Below are 17,515 nucleotides of genomic sequence, written 5' to 3'. Positions count from 1 at the left end.
GAGAGATGACAGTCGGGATCGTGGGCGTCGGCCTCATGGGCCATGGGATTGCCCGTAATGTGATGCGCAAGGGCGGCTATGCCCTCGGGTTTCTGAACCATCCGGGCAACCAGCCGGTGGATGAGCTCATCGGGCTTGGCGCGACACGCCATGACAGCGCGGGTTCTGTGGCGGCGGCGTCGGATGTGGTGATCCTCTGTGTCACCGGCGCGCCGCAGGTCGAGGCGGTGGTCACCGGCGAGGGCGGGCTGCTTGCCGGGCTCAAGCCTGGCACGGTGATTGTCGATTGTTCGACCTCGCTGCCCGAGACCACGAGGCGCATGGCCGAGATTGTTGCGGCGGCGGGCGGGGCCTATCTCGACGCGCCGATGACGCGGACGGCGAACCATGCCCATGCGGGCACGCTCAATCTCTTGGTGGGCGGTGCGGCGGAGGTGCTCGACCAAGTGCGGCCGGTTCTTGCCTCCTTTACCGAAGAGGTGGTGCATGTGGGCGCGCTGGGGCAGGGGCATCAGCTCAAGCTTTTGCACAATTACGTCTCTATCGGCTTTATGACGCTTCTGGCGGAGGCGGCGGCCCATGCGGCGGACAGCGGCATCGATGGCCGGACCTTTGCCGAGGTGCTGGGCGCGGGCGGCGGTGCGAGTGCCGCGCTCGACCGGCTGGCGCCCTATATCACCGAGGGCGACCGAAACGGGCTTCCCTTTGCGATCAGCAATGCGCAGAAGGATATCGACTATTTCCGGGCCATGGCCGAGGCGGCGGGCGCCCAGACGACGATTGCCGACGGGGTGGCGCAAGCGATTGCCGCGCCCATCGAGGCCGGGGAGGGCGGCGCCTACCTGCCAGAGCTTATCCGGCTGTTTCGTGTGCAGGCGAACGATTAGGGGGATCGGCTGAGGCGGGCTTGCCCCGCAAAATCAGCTTGTGTACTAGATGACATATTCATTGGGAGGACTATCCATGACATTCAATCTGCGCGTTCTGGCCGCTGCCGGGACATTCGCGGCGCTGGGCCTGCCGGCCCTTGCCGAAACCGAGATCAAGATCGGTTACGCGCTCGCCCCCGACAGCCATTACGGCGTCGCGGCGGCCAAGTTCGAAGAAGTTCTGCTGGCCGAGACCGGCGATCAGTTCAGCTTCAAGCATTTCCCTTCGTCCGGCCTTGGCGGCGAGCGTGAAGTGATCGAGGGGCTGCAGCTCGGCACCGTTGAGGCGACCATCGTCTCGTCGGGGACGCTGGCCAATTTCGTCGGTGACACCGGCGTGTTCGACATCCCCTTCCTGTTCCGGGATCTGAGCCATGCGCGGGCGGTTCTCGACGGGCCGATCGGGCAGGAGATCCTCGCCAAGTTCGACGCCGTCGGCCTGCATGGTCTGGCCTGGGGCGAGCAGGGCTTTCGCCATATCACCAACAACCGCAATGCGATCGAGACCCCGGCGGATGTTGAAGGTCTGAAGATCCGCACCATGGAAAACCCGGTGCATCTGGCGGCGTTCAACGCGATGGGCGCGGCGCCGACCCCGATGGCCTGGCCCGAGGTGATTTCCTCGCTGCAGCAAGGCGTGATCGACGGGCAGGAAAACCCGCTCTCGGTGATCGTGTCGGTCAAGCTCGACGAAGTGCAAGAATATCTGACGCTGTCGGGCCATGTCTATTCGCCCGCCATGCTGTTGGTGTCGAAGCCGTTCTGGGACGGGCTCAACGACGAACAGAAAGCGGCGTTTGAAAAGGCGGCAGCGGCCGGTGTCGAAGCGATGCGCGGCTATGTCGACAATGTCGAGACCTCGGGTGTCGAGACACTCAAGGAGCGCGGCATGAAGGTCAACGCGCTGTCGGCAGAAGAAAAAGCCAAGTTCCAAGAGGCTATCGCCTCGGCCTATGAGGGCTATTACGAGACCTATGGCAAGGACCTGGTCGACTCGATCGTCAATTTCGAGTGATCCTTTGGGGCCGGCGTCCTATGGGGTGCCGGCCCTTTCCCCAGAGCTGACGAGGCCATGGCGTGAAACGACTGGAACATCTCTTTGTGCTGTTGAACGGCTGGGCCTTGATCGCGATGCTGGGGGCGATGACGCTTATCGTCGGGGCCAATATCGGGCTGCGCTATCTCACCGGGCAATCGCTCAGCTGGGCGGATGAGGCGGCACGCTATCTGATGATCTGGATGACGTTCAGCGGCGCGGGGCTTGCGCTGCGCTATGGCGGGCATGTGGCGATCACCAATCTGCAGGAACAGCTTCCCAATCGGGGGCAGCAGGTGATGCGCGCGGTGCTAGCCCTCGGGCTCTTGCTGTTTTTCGGCTATATGGTTCATGTCGGCATCCAATATGCCCAGCGGATGCAGTTTCAGGTCACGCCTGCGCTGCGCCTGCCGTTTCTTTATGTCTATGCCGCCATGCCGGTGGGGTTCTCGCTCTTGATCGTGCATCTGTGCCTGATCGCGCGGCCCTTTATTCTGGCGGGGCAGTTCAAGAGCCGCGCGAGCGACGATGGCACGGCTGACACGATGCCCGGAGCTGCCAGTGGCTGAGATCCTCTTTCCTTGCCTGTTCCTATTGCTGGCCCTTGGCGTGCCGGTAGCCTTTGCCATGGCGATTTCCGTCTTTGCGGCGGTGAGTTTCGGATCGACCTATCCCAACATCGTCCTTGTGAAAGAGATGTTCTCGGGGCTCGATAGTTTTCCGCTCTTGGCAGTGCCGTTCTTTATCCTCGCGGCCGAGATCATGACCGGCGGCGCGATCACCCAGGCGGTGCTGCGCCTCGCGCAATCGCTGGTTGGGCATCTGCGCGGCGGGCTGGGGCACGCCAATGTGGTGAGCTCGGCCATGTTCGCGGGGATTTCCGGCAGTGCGCTGGCCGATGCGGCGGGGCCGGGCACGATGATGATCCGGATGATGGAAAAGGGTGGCTATGACCGGGCCTATGCCGGGGCGCTGACAATCGCCAGTTCGGTCGTCGGGCCGATCATCCCGCCGTCGATTACCATGATCATCTATGCGATGCAGGATCAGAATGTCTCGGTCGGCTCGCTCTTCATGGCGGGGGTCTTGCCGGGGCTGGTGATCACGCTGGCGGTTCTGATCGCCAATGGCCGGATGAGCCATCTGCGCGGCTATGCCTCGGGCGCGCCGATGCCGGGGATGGCGGAGATCGCGCGGATTGCCTTTTACGCGGTGCCGGCGCTGCTCTTGATCCTGCTTATTGTCGGGGGCATCCGCTTTGGCGTCTTTACCCCGACCGAGGCGTCGGTCATCGCGGTGTTCTATGCGCTCATCGTGGGGATGTTCGTCTATCGCTCGCTCAAGCTGCGGCATCTGCCGGATATCATCCTGCGCGCGGCGCTGACCTCGGCGGCGGTGCTGCTCATCCTTGGGGCGGCGCGGGCCTTTGCCTGGAATCTGATCATCGAGGGCATTCCGCAGTTTCTGGCGGAGACGATCATCGCCTGGGACCTGTCGCCCATCGTGTTCCTCTTGGCGGTGAACCTGCTGTTGCTCGTCTTTGGGCTGTTCATGGACCCGCTGCCGGGAGTGATGATCCTGGTGCCGATCCTTGCGCCGATCAGCTTTGCCCTGGGCATTGATCCGAACCATTTCGCGATCATCGTGATCGTCAACCTGACGCTGGGGCTGACGACGCCGCCGGTGGGCAGTCTGATTTTCATCGTCTCGTCTACCGTTGCGCTCAAACCCTCGACGCTCATCCGTGAGATGCCGCCCTTCTTTATCGCGCTGGCCCTGGCGCTCTTGGCGATCACCTTTATGCCGGTGCTGTCGACATGGCTTCCTGAGGTGAGCGGGTTCTAAGGGCTGGGTGTCCCGGCCACTAGGCGGTAGCAATAGACCGAGCATCGACAATGTATTAACACCTAAGGTGTAGCCTTGGCCCGGTCTGCTGGGCAGGCTGTGGCGGGGTGGGAAGGGTTTTGATTTAGGAGCTTGCCTTGGAGATTACTCAGACGGATTTGCCCGGGGTTCTCATCCTCACACCACGGCGGTTTGCCGATGCGCGCGGGTTCTTCAGCGAGAGCTGGAACCAGCGGGTGATGGAAGAGGCGGGGATCGAGATCGCGTTTGTGCAGGACAATCATTCGCTGTCGCGGGATGTGGGCACGGTGCGGGGACTGCATTTTCAGTCGCCACCCCATGCGCAGGCCAAGCTGGTGCGCTGCGGGCGTGGTGCGCTTTATGATGTGGCGGTAGATGTGCGACGCGGCTCGCCGAGCTATGGCAAATGGGTGGGGGTTGAGCTCAGCGCTGACAATGGCCGGCAATTGCTCATCCCGGCGGGGTTTCTGCACGGGTTCGTGACGCGAGAGCCGGACACCGAAGTGATCTATAAATGCAGCGATTTCTATGCGCCGGAATGCGATGGCGCGGTGCGGTTCGACGATCCCGATCTCGGCATCGACTGGGGGATCGAGGCATCCGCGGCGGTGCTGTCGGACAAGGATCGCGCGGCGCAGAGCTTTGCCGCTTTCGACACGCCGTTTGTTTGGGAGGGGTGAGATGCGGATTTTGGTAACCGGAGGGGCGGGGTTTATCGGCTCGGCCGTGGTGCGCCGCGCGGTGGCGCAGGGGCATGAGGTCATCAATCTCGATGCGCTCACCTATGCCGCCTGTCTCGACAATGTGGCGGAGGTGGCCCAGAGCCCGAACTATCGCTTTGAACATGTCGACATTCGCGACCGCGCCGCTCTTGAGCGAGTGTTTCGCGATCATAAACCGGAGGCGGTCATGCATCTCGCCGCCGAGAGCCATGTCGACCGGTCCATCGACGGGCCGGCGGAGTTTGTCGAAACAAATGTGACCGGCACCTGCAATATGCTCGAGGCGGCGCGCGGACATTGGGAGCGGCAGGGCCGGCCCGAGGGGTTCCGGTTTCACCATATCTCGACCGATGAGGTGTTTGGCTCGCTCGGCGATGAGGGGCTCTTTACCGAGGACACGCCCTACGATCCGCGTAGCCCCTATTCGGCCTCCAAGGCGGCGTCGGACCATCTCGTCCGGGCGTGGCACGAGACTTACGGGCTGCCCATCGTGATGACGAATTGCTCGAACAATTACGGGCCCTATCATTTCCCCGAAAAGCTGGTGCCGGTGGTGATCATCAACGCGCTCGAGGGGCGGGAAATCCCGGTCTATGGCGCGGGGGCGAATGTGCGCGATTGGCTCTATGTCGAGGATCACGCCGAGGCGCTCTTGCAGGTGGTGCAGAAGGGCGCGGTCGGGCGCAGTTACAACATCGGCGGCGAGGGCGAGCGGCGCAATATCGATCTCGTGCGGCATATCTGTGCGGTGCTCGATGACCGGCGGCCCAAGGACACATCCTATGCCGAGCAGATTACCTTTGTGGCCGACCGGCCCGGGCATGATCATCGCTATGCGATCGACGCGCGGCGCATCAGGGACGAGCTTGGCTGGCGGCCGTCGGTGACGGTTGAGGAAGGCATCGCGCGCACGGTGGATTGGTATCTCGCCAATGAGGCGTGGTGGCGGCCGCTCATGGCGCGGCAGGGCGTGGGGACGCGGCTTGGCCGGGCCGAGGGGGCGGCATGAGGATCGCGCTTTTAGGTCAAAGTGGCCAGGTGGCGCGGGAGGTGCAGGCCCGGGCACCCGAGGGCTGGGAGATTGTGGCGCTTGGCCGGGACGCGGCTGATTTCACCAATCCGCTGGCGACGCTGGCGGCGCTCAAACGTGCGCGGCCCGAGGCGGTGATCAACGCGGTGGCCTATACGGCGGTGGACCGGGCTGAAGAAGACGAGGCGCTGGCGCAGCAGGTCAATGGCGCGACGCCGGGGCTGCTCGCGGCGGAATGCGCGGCGATGGGCGTGCCGTTCGTGCATCTGTCGACCGATTACGTTTTTGCAGGCTCTGGCGTGGCACCATATGCGCCCGCGGATGCGACCGCGCCGCAGAACGCCTATGGGCGCAGCAAGCTTGCCGGGGAAGAAGCCGTGCGCGCGGCGGGCGGGCCGCATGTGATCCTGCGCACGTCGTGGGTGTTTTCGAGCCATGGGGCGAATTTCGTCAAGACCATGCTGCGGCTTGGGGCCGAGCGCGACAGGCTCACCATCGTGGCGGATCAGATCGGCGGGCCGACGCCTGCGCGGGCCATTGCGGCGGCCTGCCTGCGGATCGCCGAGAGGCTGTATAAAGATGCGGGGCAGAGCGGCACCTATCATTTTTCGGGCATACCAGAGGTAAGCTGGGCGGAGTTCGCGCGCGAGATTTTCGCACAGGCGGGGATCAGCTGTGAGGTGGTGGATATTCCCACCTCGGATTATCCGACCCCGGCGCAGCGGCCACTCAATTCCCGGCTCGATTGTCGGGCGACGGAGACGGTTTTTGGCATTGCGCGGCCTGATTGGCGGGTTGGCCTGGCCGAAGTTCTAGACGATCTGAAGGAGCGGCAGAGATGAGCGGCACGACACAGCCCCGCAAGGGGATCATTCTCGCCGGGGGGACCGGCACGCGGCTGCATCCGATCACGCTCGGCATCTCCAAGCAGCTCTTGCCGATCTATGACAAGCCGATGATTTATTATCCGTTGTCGGTGCTGATGCTGTCGGGGATACGCGAGATCGCGGTGATCACCACGCCCGAGGATCAGGCGCAGTTTCAGCGGCTGATGGGGGATGGCTCGGCCTGGGGGCTCAACCTCACATGGATCGTGCAGCCGTCGCCGGATGGGCTCGCACAGGCCTATATTCTGGCTGAAGAGTTTCTCGATGGGGCGCCGTCGGCGATGGTGTTGGGCGACAATATATTTTTCGGCCATGGCCTGCCCGAAGTGCTGGCCGAGGCGGATGCGCGCAAGAGCGGCGGCACGGTCTTTGGCTATCACGTGGCCGATCCCGAGCGCTATGGCGTGGTGGGGTTCGATGCCGAGTATCGTGCGGTATCAATAACTGAGAAACCGGCAAAGCCCGCGTCGAACTATGCGGTGACGGGGCTTTATTTCCTCGATGGCACCGCGTCAGAGCGGGCCCGCAAGGTGACGCCCTCGGCGCGGGGCGAGCTTGAGATCACTTCGCTTTTGGAGAGCTATCTCGACGAGGGCAGTCTTGCGGTAAACCGGATGGGGCGCGGGTTTGCCTGGCTCGATACCGGGACCCATGGCAGCCTGCTTGATGCCGGGAATTTCGTCCGCACCCTCTCAGAGCGGCAGGGGATGCAGGTCGGCTGTCCCGAAGAGATCGCCTATGGCAAGGGCTGGATCAGCGCCGATGAGATGCGGGCGCGGGCCGAGAAATTCGCCAAGAACAGCTATGGTCAGTATTTGCTGCGGCGGTTGGACTGAGGGCCGCGCGGGCCGGTCAGTCGATATAGTGGTGATTGGCCGACCGGATGTCTTCGATCGTTCGAAGCCGGTCGCGTGAGGCGGTGTTGCCCGCCGCGGCGGCGGTGGCGAGCAGAAGTTCAACGAGGCTCACCACCGCCGCCAGGACGGGAAGTAATGCGGGCTCGCCGTGGGGGCGAGAAAGGCATGGCGGCAGAGCGGCACGACCGGAGAGCTGGGCCGGTCGGTCACCGCATAGTTTTTCGCCCCGCGGTCGCGTGCGTATTCCAGCGCCGAAATGATCTCTCTCGCGTAGGGCGACACGGAGATGACGAGCAACATGTCTTCCGGGCCGATATGGGCGATGCGTTCGGTGCTGTCGACGGCGGGACCGGCGGGGGTCACGAGGTTGGAGAGCGCCATGCTGCCGGTGACCTCCGTGAAACTGGCGAGCCAGCTCAGCGTGCCCCCGGCGATGATATGGCAATGGCGGCTGCGGTGAAGGCTGCGTGCGAAATCCTCGACTGCGGCTCCGTTCAGGCTGGCCTGCAGAGAATCGAGATTCTCGCGCACCGATTCGAGATGGGTGAGGGCGAGCTTGCCCTGTGACAGATCGCTGAAATTATCCTGGAGCGCGTCGACCTTGGCGCCAAAGCCTTGACCCACCAATTCGCGCTGAAAGACGGCGCGGAATTTGTCGTAGCTGTCAAAGCCCATCTCATGGGCGAGTCGCTGCATCGTGGTGGGGGCGACGCCGCAGGATTGGGCCACGGCGCGCATCGATCCAAGCGCCACATGGTCCGGTCGGTCCAGCACATAGCGCGCGGCCCGTGCGAGCTTGCGCGGCAGGTCTGGCAGGGCGTCGCCTATATTTTCCAAGAGTTCCAAGTCGTTTTCCCCCTGTGTGAATCATAGGCGTAGCCGGGTCACTTTGCCACCAAAAAGGTCACATGAACTTTTTCAAAAATTTTATGGCATTTGGAATTTATTAACTATAGGACAAGCCATGCCAGACCCTGATAGGAGCTTGATCAGGCCATGGCCCATGGGCGCCGGAGCCGCCCGTCCAGCAGAGGAGTTCATCATGAAACACGCATGGAAAACCGTCATTGCCAGCGCTGCAATCGTTGCGTTTGGCACCACCGCGCAGGCGGATCAGCTGCAAGAGATCAAAGACGAAGGCAAGATCGTTGTCGGCGTCAAACAAGATTACAAACCCTGGGGTTACCTCACCTCCGACGGCGAGCTCGCCGGTCTGGAAATCGACCTGGCTCGTGACGTCGCAGAGCGTCTCGGCGTCGAGGTCGAGCTGGTGCCCGTCGTGGCCTCGAACCGTATGGAATTCCTGAGCCAAGGCCGTATCGACCTCATCATCGCGACCATGGGTGACAACCCCAAGCGCCGCGAAGTCGTGGGCATGATCGAGCCCAACTACTATGCCGGCGGCACCAATGTTCTGGCGCCCAAAGCGGTTGGTCTCAAGGAATGGGAAGACCTGCGCGGCAAGGATGTCTGCGCGCTGCAGGGGTCCTATTACAACAAGCGCGTGACGCAGCTTTACGGTCCGAACCTAGTGGCCTTTGCAGGCATCCCCGAAGTGACTTCGGCGCTCAAGAACGGCAGCTGCATCGGCTTCCTCTATGACAACACCTGGATCGAATCGCAGCTCGCCTCGGACGAGCAATGGGCCGAGTTCGAGATGCCCTTCCCGACCGAAGATCCGCAAGCCTGGTCGATCGCCGTGCCGCTCGAAGAACTCGACGCGCCCTATGGCAAGCTGATGAGCGAGATCGTGACCGATTGGCACAAATCGGGCTTCCTGATCGAGCGGAATGAGGCCAATGGCATCGCGCCGAGCCCCTTCCTGCAGGAACAGCACGACGCGCTGCAATAAGCGCGATCCTGACAGACCAGAACCGGCGGCACGGCTTGCCGCCGGTTCTACTTTGAGACGAGAGCGGACGTAGATGGATTATTCAAGCATCTTGGACTGGTTGTGGCCCGACTGGTTTTTTAACCTGGCGGTGGTCAGCGACGAGTATAATCGTGGCCGGTATCTTGCCGGTCTTTGGATGACCGCCAAGCTTGCGGTTGTGTCGATCTTCTTCTCGCTGATCATCGGGGCGATTGGTGCCGCGGTGCAGGGCGCGCAATCCAAGACGCTGCGGGTGCTGGTCGGGTTCTTCGTGGCCTTTTTCCGCAACACCCCGCCGCTCGTGCAGCTCTATTTCTTCTATTTCGCTATTGGCACCGTGCTCCGGATCACCGGCGACAACGGCCTGCCGCAGCCGCTCATCGGCAATTTTGGCTGGGCGATCATTTCGCTGTCGCTCTTTGCCGGGGCGCTGAATGTGGAAATCTTTCGCGCCGGGATCGAAGCCGTGCCGAAATCGACCGTCGAGGCGGCCGAGGCGCTGGGCTACACCCGGCTGCAAATCTATACCGATATCGTGCTGCCGCTGGCGGTGCGCATCTCGCTGCCCGCGCTGGGCACCAACCTCGTGAACCTCGTCAAGACCACAACGCTGGCCTATGCCATTGCGGTGCCCGAACTTCTCTATGTGTCGGCGCAGATCTGGTCCGAGGATCTCAATGTGCGTGAAATGATGAACGTGCTGCTGATCTCTTATGTGGGTCTGGTGGCCATTCTGGTCTGGGTGCTGCACCGCTGGGAAAAGGCGCTGCGCATTCCGGGATACGGGAGATAATCATGGCTTGGACACACTCGCAAACCCCGCCCGTCAAAGGCCATTTGCCGGTTCTGCTGCCGCTGCGGAGCATGCCGCAGGGTCTGCCGTTGCAGGATCGTCTGTTCAATGTCTGGACCGCGTCGATCCTCGTGCTGGCGCTGGCCGCCGCGCTGATCACCCCGGCCTTTGCCCAAGACGCGACGCCGGGCCGGTCGGCCTTTGCGATCCTGCTCGAATGGACGCCGACGCTGGCCAAGGGGTTTGGCTTCAACGTGCTGATCTCGATCCTGTCCATGGCCATCGGGACGGTGCTTGGCGTGGGGCTTGGCATCTTGCAGGTGTCGCCGCTGCGCCCGGTGCGCCAGGTGGCCTGGGTCATCACGCAGTTTTTCCGCAACTCGCCCTGGCTGGTGCTGCTGTTCTACTGCATCCTGCTCATCCCGTTCCAGATCGAGGTCTTCGGCACCAAGATCCCCTTCCCCGGCTGGGTGAAGGCGGTGATCGGCCTGTCGCTGCCGGTGATGGCCTATATGTCCGAATATATGCGCGGCGCGATCCTCTCGATCCCGACGGGGCAGTGGGAATCCGCGGAATCCCTCGGCTTTAGCCGTGGCCAGACCCTGCGCGAGATCATCTTGCCGCAGACCATCAAGCGCGTGTTGCCGTCGTGGATGAACCTCTATGCGGTGCTGACCATGGCCACGCCTCTGGTGTCGATCGTCGGCGTCAATGATGTGATGGCGCTGACCCGGGCCGCATTGAGTGCCGAAGGCCGCGTTGACCTGCTCATTCCGATGTATCTCTACATCCTGTGCTGGTTCTTCCTTTACTGCTACCCGATCAGCGCGCTGACGCGATGGTTGGAACGCAAATACTCCGTCAAACTCTAATCAGGAGCCCCCCATGTCCTGGACCGAAGATCAACCGATCGTTTCCTTGAAAGACGTGCACAAATCCTTTGGCGAGGTCAAAGTGCTGCGCGGCGTGTCGATGGATATCCAGAAGGGCGAGGTGATCTGTATCATCGGCCCGTCCGGCTCTGGCAAATCGACGCTGATCCGCTGTATCAACGCGCTGAATGATATTCAGTCCGGCTCGATCACCGTGGAGGGGATCGAGGTGAGCGACCCCAAGCTCGACAAGCTTGCGCTGCGCAAGAAGGTCGGGATGGTGTTTCAGCAATACAATCTCTTCCCGCATCGCACCGTGTTGCAGAATGTGATGATGGCGCCGATCAAGGTGCTCGGCCAGAACAAGGCCGAGGTCGAGCAGCGCGCCCGCGACCTGATCCGCAAGGTGCGGCTCGAGGGCAAGGAAGACGCCTATCCCGGCGAGCTTTCGGGTGGTCAGCAGCAGCGGGTCGCCATCGCGCGGTCGCTCGCCATGAGCCCCGATGTCATGCTCTTTGACGAGGTGACCGCCGCGCTCGATCCCGAGACGGTGAAAGAAGTGCTCAACACGATCAAGGATCTGGCCGCCGATGGCATGACCTGTATCCTCGTGACCCATGAGATGGGCTTTGCCCGCGAGATCGCCGATTGCGTCTATTTCACGGACCGGGGTGTGATCGTGGAATCCGGCCCGCCCGCCACCTTCTTTGATCAAGCGACGGACCCGCGCACGCGCGAATTCCTCAGCCAGGTTCTCTAAGAGTTCCACCGCCGCAAATTAGGACAGAATGACATGCGTCAGGTTTCCGATAGCCTGGGCACTCTAGACGTGCCCGAAGCCTCGCTCTATGGGGCGAACACCGCGCGGGGTGCCGCGAATTTCAAGGGGTTTGGCCCGACGCTCGCGGACTACCCCTATTTCATGCGGGCGATGGCCGGGGTGAAGCAAGCCGCCGCACGGGCCAATCAGAGCGTCGGCGCGCTGATCGATCGCCATGCCGATGCGATTGCCGATGCCTGTGACGAAATCCGGGACGGGGCGCATTGGGATCAGTTCATCGTGCCGCTGGCCGAAGGGTCGGGCGGCACCTCGACGAATATGAATTTCAACGAGGTGATCGCGGCGCGCGCCAATCAGATCATGGGGCTGGCACAGGACGCGCCCGGCGGCGTCACCGCCAATGACCATGTCAACCTGGCGCAATCGACCAATGATTGCGTGCCGACGGGGATCAAGCTCGCCTGTGTGCTGGCCTGGCCCGCGTTGCAGGAGGCGGCGCAGCTGTTGATCAGGGCGCTCGAGGCCAAGGGGCGCGAGACCTCTGACATTCTGCGCACCGGGCGGACCTGCATGCAGGCGGCCCAGCCGATGACCTACGGACAGCTCTTCGGGGGCTATGCGAGCATGGTGTCGAGGGCGCTGCAGGATGTGGAACGGGCGGTGCATGGGCTTTGCACCGTGCCGATGGGCGGCACGGCGATTGGCACCGGGCTCGGTGCGCCCGAGGGCTATCGCGAGGTGATCGAAGAGGCGCTGAGCGAGAGCCTTGGGCTCGAGATCGAGTGTGCCGCCAATGCGTTCGACGGGATGCAATCTGCCGATGGCTTTGCCCGGATGTCGGCCGAGCTGCGCAATCTCGCCGCCGCCTGCGCCAAGATCGCCGCCGATCTGGTGATCCTGTCGAGCGACGGGGCGTCGGGGATCGGGGAGATCCTTTTGCCGGCGGTGCAGCCGGGCTCGTCGATCATGGCGGGCAAGGTCAATCCGGTGATGCCGATGTCGATCCAGCAGATTTCGATGATCGTGCAGGGGCAGGATCTGACCGTGTCGCTGGCCGCGCAGGCGGGGCAGATGGAGATCAACCATTTCGAGCCGGCCATGGCGCAGGCGCTGTTTACGCAGATGGCGCTATTGACCGCCGGGCTGCCGCAGTTTGCCGAGAGCTGCATCGCCGGTCTCAAGGTGGATGAGGCGCGATCCTATGAAAACCTTGCCCGATCCTTTGCCGTGTCCACCGTGTTTCTGCGCGCGCTGGGCTACAAGAAGGTGGCGGGCTTGGCGAAGCGGGCACAGCTCGAGGGGCGTCCACTGTCGGAGATCGCCGCCGAAGAGGGGCTACTGGATGCGGATCAGCTTCGGGATGTGCTGCGCGGTGCGACCGGGGCGTGAGGCTTGGCAAAGCTGACGCAGGTCTGACCCTGAAATGACATCAGCCCCGAGCGTTTGGCGCGCCCGGGGCTGATGTGTGTTTCGACCGTCGTGCTGCCCTCGTCGAAACTCCCGCACATGTCCTATATTCAGCCGACCGGAGAGGCGCTGATCACGAAAAGCTTGCGCATATGGCTGTGCAGCACCCATTCGCCCTGCCAGCCTTGTGGCAGCACCAGAAGGTCGCCGGGGCCGATGTCGCGGCTGCCGCTGCCATCGGCATTGGTGAGCGTCGCGCTGCCCGAGATGATATGGCAATATTCGCCCGCCGCCGTGCGGTCGGCGGTGAAATGGCCCGGGGTGCATTCCCAGACGCCGATCTTGGTTCTGTCATCGGCCGAGGTCCAGAGCACGGCAGAGGCCTCTTTCTGGCCCGGGGTGAGGGTCGTGGGCTTGTCGGCGAAGGGCCCGAGCTCGGTATTGGCGAGGTCGGCAAAGGTTTCGAGGCTGATCATTCTGGTCTCCGAAATCAGGGTTTGTGCTGCTGGCCGAAAATCTGCGCCAGAGCCATCATCAGGGTGGTCACCACGATCATCAGGGTCGAGATCGAGGCAATTGTCGGGTCGATTTGATCGCGCAGCGCGTTGAACATGTTGCGGGTCAGGGTCGGGTTGTCGCCGCCAGAGACGAACATGGCAATCACCACCTCGTCGAAGGAGGTGAGAAAGGCCAAGAGGGCGCTCGTCACCACGGCAAAGCGGATCTGCGGCAGGGTGACGGTCAGGAAGGCCTTCCAGCGCGGCGCGCCGAGCGACCGCGCAGCGCTTTCGAGATTGGTGTCAAACCCCTTGAGGGCCGAGCCAGTGACAATCACCACCAGCGGAATGGCCAGCAGGCTATGGGCGAGGACCAGACCGAGCATGGTGTAGAGGATCTGCAATTTCACATAGGCGTAGAAGGCGCCGATGGCGATGAGCACCACGGGCACCATCATCGGCGTGATCAACAGCACGAAAGAGGCCCGGATAAAGGGAACCTTGGAGGCGTGCAGCCCATAGGCCGCGAGCACGCCGATGGGCGTGGCCACCAGCATGGTGAAGAAGGCCGCCTTGAACGAGGTGCGCGTCGCCTGCATCCATTCCTCGGAGGCAAAGTAATGCTCGTACCAGCGCAGCGACCATGTCTCGGGCGGGAACTCGAGATATTGCGAATCCGAGAAGGACATGGGGATCACGATGAGCGTCGGCAGCACCAGCAGGATCATCGTGACGATGGCAAAGATATAGAGCCAGAGCCGCTGACCATGGGTGATCTGGGTTTCCGAGGCGGGGGATCTGAGCCAGGACACCATCAGTGGCCTCCTCCTGTCATGCGGTCGAGATTGAGAAAGCGCGACGCAACCCAGAGCACCGTGACCGTGAGCACCATGAGCACCACGCCAAGCGCGCTCGCCGCACCCCAGTTCACGAAGAGCTCGATATTGGAGACGATCTTCATCGAGACGAGGATCACCTTGCCGCCGCCGAGGACCGCAGGTGTCACGAAGAAGCCAAGGCAGAGGATAAAGACCATCAGCGCCCCGGCAAAGAGCCCCGGTGTCGACAGTGGTAGAAACACGGTCCAGAAGGCGCGGCGCGGGCTGGCGCCGAGGTTCGACGCGGCCTTGAGGTAGTCGCGGTCAATCGCCGTCATCGCGCCATAGGTCGGCAGGATGAGAAAGGGCAGCATGATATGCACCATGCCGATCAACGTGCCGTTGAGATTGTGGACAAGCTTCAAAGGTTCGTCCCAGAGACCGAGCGAGATGGCCCAATTGTTCACCAGCCCGTTTTTCTGCAGCAAGACGAGCCAGGCATAGGTCCGCACCAGAAGCGAGGTCCAGAAGGGCAGGAGCACCGTGATCATACACAGATTGGCGAGCTTGCGCGGCAGTTGTGACATGAAATAGGCCAGCGGATAGCCGATGAGGACGCAAAGACCAGTGGTCAGAAGGCTCACCTGAAAGGTGGTCCAGAAGATCCGCGCATAGGATTTGCGCTTGATCATCCGCTCGTAATTCTCGAGCGAAAACGATCCATCCGCACCGATAAAAGAGACATAGAAGAGCCAACCCACCGGGATCACGAGGATCACCAGCACCAGCAAAAGCGCCGGCGAGGCCAGCCCGAAGAGGCGCAGCCGTTCGAGCCGCTCGTCGCGGCGCAGCCCGGCGGCATTCATATCCGTCACGGCCATGGCTCAGCCCTCCGTATCGGCGATGAGAACGGTGTCGGCGGCATCGAGCCCGAGCTGAGCGGTCGCCCCGGGTTTCGGCAATTCGGCAAAGGTCTCGCTACGGATCGCGCCGCGCACGGCGATCTCGGTGCCGTCACGCAGCCTCGCATAGAGCAGATAGCTTTCGCCCTGATAGACCAGATCGGTGACCGTCGCCTCGAAGGCGTTGACGCCCTCGGGGGCCGGGCCGGTCAAGAGCCGCACGCGTTCTGGGCGCAGCATCAGGAGGTGTTTTTCGGCCTCGGGCACGGGGCGGGTCACGGTCAGATCGGTGCCGCCGGCAACGATGCTGCTGCCCTCGCGATGCACCGGCAAGAAGGTGCTGTCGCCGATGAAATCGGCCACGAATTTGTTTTCCGGCTGCTCATAGAGCGACTGGGGATCGGCGAGCTGCATGATGCGGCCGTGGTTCACCACCGCGATACGGTCCGACATGGTCAGCGCCTCGCGCTGGTCATGGGTCACGTAAACCGTTGTCATGCCAAGCTTTTCATGGAGGTGGCGCAGTTCGATCTGCATCCGGTCGCGCAGTTTCTTGTCGAGCGCCGACAGCGGTTCATCCATCAGAAGGATGCGTGGCTCGAACACGATGGAGCGTGCAAGCGCGACGCGTTGCCGTTGGCCGCCCGAGAGCTGATCGATGCGGCGCTCGCCATAGCCGCCAAGCTGCACGGTCTCGAGCGCGCGCTCGACCCGTTCGGCGATCTCGGCCTTCGGGGTGCGGCGCAGCTTGAGCGGATAGGCGACGTTACCCGCCACGGTCATATGCGGGAAAAGCGCGTAGTTTTGAAACACCATGCCGACATCGCGCAGATGCGGTGGGGTGCGGATCATCTCGCGGTCGCCAAATTTGAGACTGCCCTGATCGGGGCGGGTAAAGCCCGCCAGCACCATCAGAAGCGTCGTCTTGCCGGACCCGGAAGGGCCCAGAAGTGTCAGAAACTCACCACTTTTTACATCGAGAGACACATCGTCCAGCGCATGGACACGGCCATAGGTCTTGGTCACGTTGCGCACCGTGATCGGCAGCGCCTCCTGGGTCACTTGGCTACTCATCCTGTCCCTTCCTGTCAGTCGCAGCGGGCGGCGCTGGGGCCGCCCGCCTGTCCGTCATGCCATGGCCGTGGCTCACTCGGTCAGCATTTCCTGATACATCTCGGCGGCCACCTGTTCCCACTCGGCATACCATTCGAGCGAGATGGGAAGCTGCTTGGCCGCGTTTTCGGGCGAGGAGGGCAGGGAGGCAGCCACCTCGGCGCTGATCTCGCCCGTCTCATAGGCGGCCTTGTTGGTCGGACCGTAGGTGATGTATTTTGGCAGGTCGTCTTGGTATTCCGCCTTGGAAATCTCGGCGAGAAACTCCATCGCGGTGTCCTTGTTGGGCGCGCCTTTCGGGATCGCAAAGCAATCATAGTCCAAAAGCGCCTGGTTGAACGTATAGGATACCTTGCCGCCATCCTTGGCCGCGTTGTCGAACCGTCCGTTCCAGCCGGTGGTCATGTCGACCTCGCCGTCTTTCATGAGCTGCGCGTGCTGTGCGCCGGACGACCAGAACACCGCGATATGGGGTTTCAGCTCGCGGATCTTGTCGAGCGCGCGTTCGATCCCTTCTTCCGAGCTCAGCACCTCATAGACATCCTCTGGCGCGACCCCATCGGCCATCAGCGCGGGTTCAAGCGCGCCAGAAACCGTGCCGCGATAGGCGCGGGTGCCGGGGAATTTCTCGGTGTCAAAGAAATCGGCCCAGTTCTGCGGGCCGGCATCGCCATAGGTGTCGGTGTTCCAAGCAGCCACGACCGAGAACACATCGCCGCCGATGCAATAGTCGGAATAGAGACCCGGGTAGAAGGTCGAGACGTCGATCACATCGTAATCGAGCGGCTCAAGAAGCCCTTCGGCCGCCGCGCGCGAGGCCGAGCCAGAGCCGCTGGCGACGATGTCGAGCGTCACCTGACCTGACGAGACCTGCAGCCGCACATCGGACATGCCGCCATAGGTTTCCTGTTTGACCTCGATGCCGGTGTTTTCTGCGGCAGGTTCAAAGAGCGCCTTGCTCTGCGCCTCCTGATAGGACCCGCCCCAGGACGCGATGGTCACGGATTTGTCCTGCGCCAGTGCCGCGCCGGTCAGGGCGGTGCTGGCCATCAGGCCCAGCGCCAAAGTGGTTTTGATCTGTTTCGTCATTCTGAGCACTCCCTTTGCTTTTCGGTTTGCCCCGGCCCTTTGG

General features: G+C 62.6%; 19 protein-coding genes. 13 read left to right on the top strand and 6 right to left on the bottom strand.

Features of this window, described 5'->3' with window-relative positions; all coding sequences use genetic code 11:
* Positions 1 to 5 precede the first annotated feature (5 nt).
* The 8 genes from ISM_RS03845 (at position 6) to rfbA (ending at position 7,306) form a co-directional block, all read left to right on the top strand.
* Positions 6 to 887 carry an NAD(P)-dependent oxidoreductase gene (locus ISM_RS03845; RefSeq protein ID WP_009812802.1) on the top strand — a complete coding sequence of 294 codons (882 nt, stop codon included), beginning with the start codon at positions 6 to 8 and terminating at the stop codon, positions 885 to 887.
* 76 nt (positions 888 to 963) lie between these two features.
* Positions 964 to 1,944 (top strand): TRAP transporter substrate-binding protein, encoded by a 981-nt coding sequence (locus tag ISM_RS03840; RefSeq protein ID WP_009812801.1) that lies wholly within the window; start codon positions 964 to 966, stop codon positions 1,942 to 1,944.
* Positions 1,945 to 2,006: 62 nt separating this feature from the next.
* A complete protein-coding gene (locus ISM_RS03835; RefSeq protein ID WP_009812800.1) occupies positions 2,007 to 2,534 on the top strand; it encodes a TRAP transporter small permease in 528 nt (175 codons plus the stop codon).
* A complete protein-coding gene (locus ISM_RS03830; RefSeq protein WP_040617833.1) occupies positions 2,527 to 3,810 on the top strand; it encodes a TRAP transporter large permease in 1,284 nt (427 codons plus the stop codon). Before ISM_RS03835 ends, ISM_RS03830 begins: the two co-directional genes overlap by 8 nt.
* Positions 3,811 to 3,947: 137 nt before the next feature.
* Entirely contained in the window at positions 3,948 to 4,511 is a 564-nt protein-coding gene (rfbC, locus tag ISM_RS03825; protein ID WP_040617832.1) for a dTDP-4-dehydrorhamnose 3,5-epimerase, read from the top strand.
* A gap of 1 nt (position 4,512) precedes the next feature.
* The gene (rfbB, locus tag ISM_RS03820; RefSeq protein WP_009812797.1) at positions 4,513 to 5,562 is read left to right on the top strand and encodes a dTDP-glucose 4,6-dehydratase; all 1,050 of its coding nucleotides are present in this window, start codon (positions 4,513 to 4,515) and stop codon (positions 5,560 to 5,562) included.
* The gene (rfbD, locus tag ISM_RS03815; RefSeq protein ID WP_040617831.1) at positions 5,559 to 6,425 is read left to right on the top strand and encodes a dTDP-4-dehydrorhamnose reductase; all 867 of its coding nucleotides are present in this window, start codon (positions 5,559 to 5,561) and stop codon (positions 6,423 to 6,425) included. Before rfbB ends, rfbD begins: the two co-directional genes overlap by 4 nt.
* Positions 6,422 to 7,306, top strand: coding sequence for a glucose-1-phosphate thymidylyltransferase RfbA (gene rfbA / locus ISM_RS03810; RefSeq protein WP_009812795.1), 885 nt, complete (start codon positions 6,422 to 6,424; stop codon positions 7,304 to 7,306). Before rfbD ends, rfbA begins: the two co-directional genes overlap by 4 nt.
* 129 nt (positions 7,307 to 7,435) lie before the next feature.
* Here rfbA and ISM_RS03805 read toward each other — a convergent pair whose 3' ends face one another.
* The gene (locus ISM_RS03805; RefSeq protein WP_009812793.1) at positions 7,436 to 8,173 is read right to left on the bottom strand and encodes a MurR/RpiR family transcriptional regulator; all 738 of its coding nucleotides are present in this window, start codon (positions 8,171 to 8,173) and stop codon (positions 7,436 to 7,438) included.
* 196 nt (positions 8,174 to 8,369) lie between these two features.
* Here ISM_RS03805 and ISM_RS03800 point away from each other — a divergent pair, with 196 nt between their 5' ends.
* The 5 genes from ISM_RS03800 to ISM_RS03780 all read left to right on the top strand — a co-directional run bounded on the left by ISM_RS03800 (position 8,370) and on the right by ISM_RS03780 (position 13,035).
* Complete coding sequence (locus ISM_RS03800) at positions 8,370 to 9,179, top strand: transporter substrate-binding domain-containing protein (protein ID WP_009812792.1); 810 nt, start codon at positions 8,370 to 8,372, stop codon at positions 9,177 to 9,179.
* A gap of 73 nt (positions 9,180 to 9,252) precedes the next feature.
* On the top strand, positions 9,253 to 9,993 hold the full coding sequence (locus ISM_RS03795; protein ID WP_009812791.1) for an amino acid ABC transporter permease: 741 nt from the start codon (positions 9,253 to 9,255) through the stop codon (positions 9,991 to 9,993).
* Positions 9,994 to 9,995: 2 nt separating this feature from the next.
* Positions 9,996 to 10,865 (top strand): amino acid ABC transporter permease, encoded by an 870-nt coding sequence (locus ISM_RS03790; RefSeq protein ID WP_156783305.1) that lies wholly within the window; start codon positions 9,996 to 9,998, stop codon positions 10,863 to 10,865.
* A gap of 13 nt (positions 10,866 to 10,878) precedes the next feature.
* Positions 10,879 to 11,625: an amino acid ABC transporter ATP-binding protein gene (locus tag ISM_RS03785; protein WP_009812789.1), complete on the top strand. Its 747-nt coding sequence runs from the start codon at positions 10,879 to 10,881 to the stop codon at positions 11,623 to 11,625.
* A gap of 33 nt (positions 11,626 to 11,658) precedes the next feature.
* A complete protein-coding gene (locus ISM_RS03780) occupies positions 11,659 to 13,035 on the top strand; it encodes a lyase family protein (RefSeq protein WP_040617829.1) in 1,377 nt (458 codons plus the stop codon).
* A gap of 128 nt (positions 13,036 to 13,163) precedes the next feature.
* Here ISM_RS03780 and ISM_RS03775 read toward each other — a convergent pair whose 3' ends face one another.
* From ISM_RS03775 to ISM_RS03755, 5 genes are all read right to left on the bottom strand, one after another.
* On the bottom strand, positions 13,164 to 13,529 hold the full coding sequence (locus tag ISM_RS03775; protein WP_009812787.1) for a cupin domain-containing protein: 366 nt from the start codon (positions 13,527 to 13,529) through the stop codon (positions 13,164 to 13,166).
* Positions 13,530 to 13,543: 14 nt separating this feature from the next.
* The gene (locus ISM_RS03770; RefSeq protein WP_009812786.1) at positions 13,544 to 14,365 is read right to left on the bottom strand and encodes an ABC transporter permease; all 822 of its coding nucleotides are present in this window, start codon (positions 14,363 to 14,365) and stop codon (positions 13,544 to 13,546) included.
* Positions 14,365 to 15,249, bottom strand: coding sequence for an ABC transporter permease (locus ISM_RS03765; RefSeq protein ID WP_009812785.1), 885 nt, complete (start codon positions 15,247 to 15,249; stop codon positions 14,365 to 14,367). Before ISM_RS03765 ends, ISM_RS03770 begins: the two co-directional genes overlap by 1 nt.
* 3 nt (positions 15,250 to 15,252) lie before the next feature.
* Positions 15,253 to 16,344, bottom strand: a complete 1,092-nt coding sequence (locus ISM_RS03760) for an ABC transporter ATP-binding protein (RefSeq protein ID WP_040617828.1) — start codon at positions 16,342 to 16,344, stop codon at positions 15,253 to 15,255.
* Between the two features lie 72 nt (positions 16,345 to 16,416).
* Positions 16,417 to 17,472: an ABC transporter substrate-binding protein gene (locus ISM_RS03755; RefSeq protein WP_009812783.1), complete on the bottom strand. Its 1,056-nt coding sequence runs from the start codon at positions 17,470 to 17,472 to the stop codon at positions 16,417 to 16,419.
* Positions 17,473 to 17,515: the final 43 nt, after the last annotated feature.

It is taken from the genome of Roseovarius nubinhibens ISM (assembly GCF_000152625.1).
GTDB classification, from domain to species: domain Bacteria; phylum Pseudomonadota; class Alphaproteobacteria; order Rhodobacterales; family Rhodobacteraceae; genus Roseovarius; species Roseovarius nubinhibens.
This window is presented reverse-complemented; position numbering and strand designations above follow the sequence as displayed.

Bases quoted from the DNA above. Each gene is read 5' to 3' on its own strand.
- ISM_RS03845 (WP_009812802.1), top strand. From the start codon at position 6: ATGACAGTCGGGATCGTGGGCGTCGGCCTCATGGGCCATGGGATTGCC.
- ISM_RS03840 (WP_009812801.1), top strand. From the start codon at position 964: ATGACATTCAATCTGCGCGTTCTGGCCGCTGCCGGGACATTCGCGGCG.
- rfbB (WP_009812797.1), top strand. From the start codon at position 4,513: ATGCGGATTTTGGTAACCGGAGGGGCGGGGTTTATCGGCTCGGCCGTG.
- rfbD (WP_040617831.1), top strand. From the start codon at position 5,559: ATGAGGATCGCGCTTTTAGGTCAAAGTGGCCAGGTGGCGCGGGAGGTG.
- rfbA (WP_009812795.1), top strand. From the start codon at position 6,422: ATGAGCGGCACGACACAGCCCCGCAAGGGGATCATTCTCGCCGGGGGG.
- ISM_RS03800 (WP_009812792.1), top strand. From the start codon at position 8,370: ATGAAACACGCATGGAAAACCGTCATTGCCAGCGCTGCAATCGTTGCG.
- ISM_RS03795 (WP_009812791.1), top strand. From the start codon at position 9,253: ATGGATTATTCAAGCATCTTGGACTGGTTGTGGCCCGACTGGTTTTTT.
- ISM_RS03790 (WP_156783305.1), top strand. From the start codon at position 9,996: ATGGCTTGGACACACTCGCAAACCCCGCCCGTCAAAGGCCATTTGCCG.
- ISM_RS03785 (WP_009812789.1), top strand. From the start codon at position 10,879: ATGTCCTGGACCGAAGATCAACCGATCGTTTCCTTGAAAGACGTGCAC.
- ISM_RS03780 (WP_040617829.1), top strand. From the start codon at position 11,659: ATGCGTCAGGTTTCCGATAGCCTGGGCACTCTAGACGTGCCCGAAGCC.
- ISM_RS03775 (WP_009812787.1), bottom strand. From the start codon at position 13,529: ATGATCAGCCTCGAAACCTTTGCCGACCTCGCCAATACCGAGCTCGGG.
- ISM_RS03770 (WP_009812786.1), bottom strand. From the start codon at position 14,365: ATGGTGTCCTGGCTCAGATCCCCCGCCTCGGAAACCCAGATCACCCAT.
- ISM_RS03765 (WP_009812785.1), bottom strand. From the start codon at position 15,249: ATGGCCGTGACGGATATGAATGCCGCCGGGCTGCGCCGCGACGAGCGG.
- ISM_RS03760 (WP_040617828.1), bottom strand. From the start codon at position 16,344: ATGAGTAGCCAAGTGACCCAGGAGGCGCTGCCGATCACGGTGCGCAAC.
- ISM_RS03755 (WP_009812783.1), bottom strand. From the start codon at position 17,472: ATGACGAAACAGATCAAAACCACTTTGGCGCTGGGCCTGATGGCCAGC.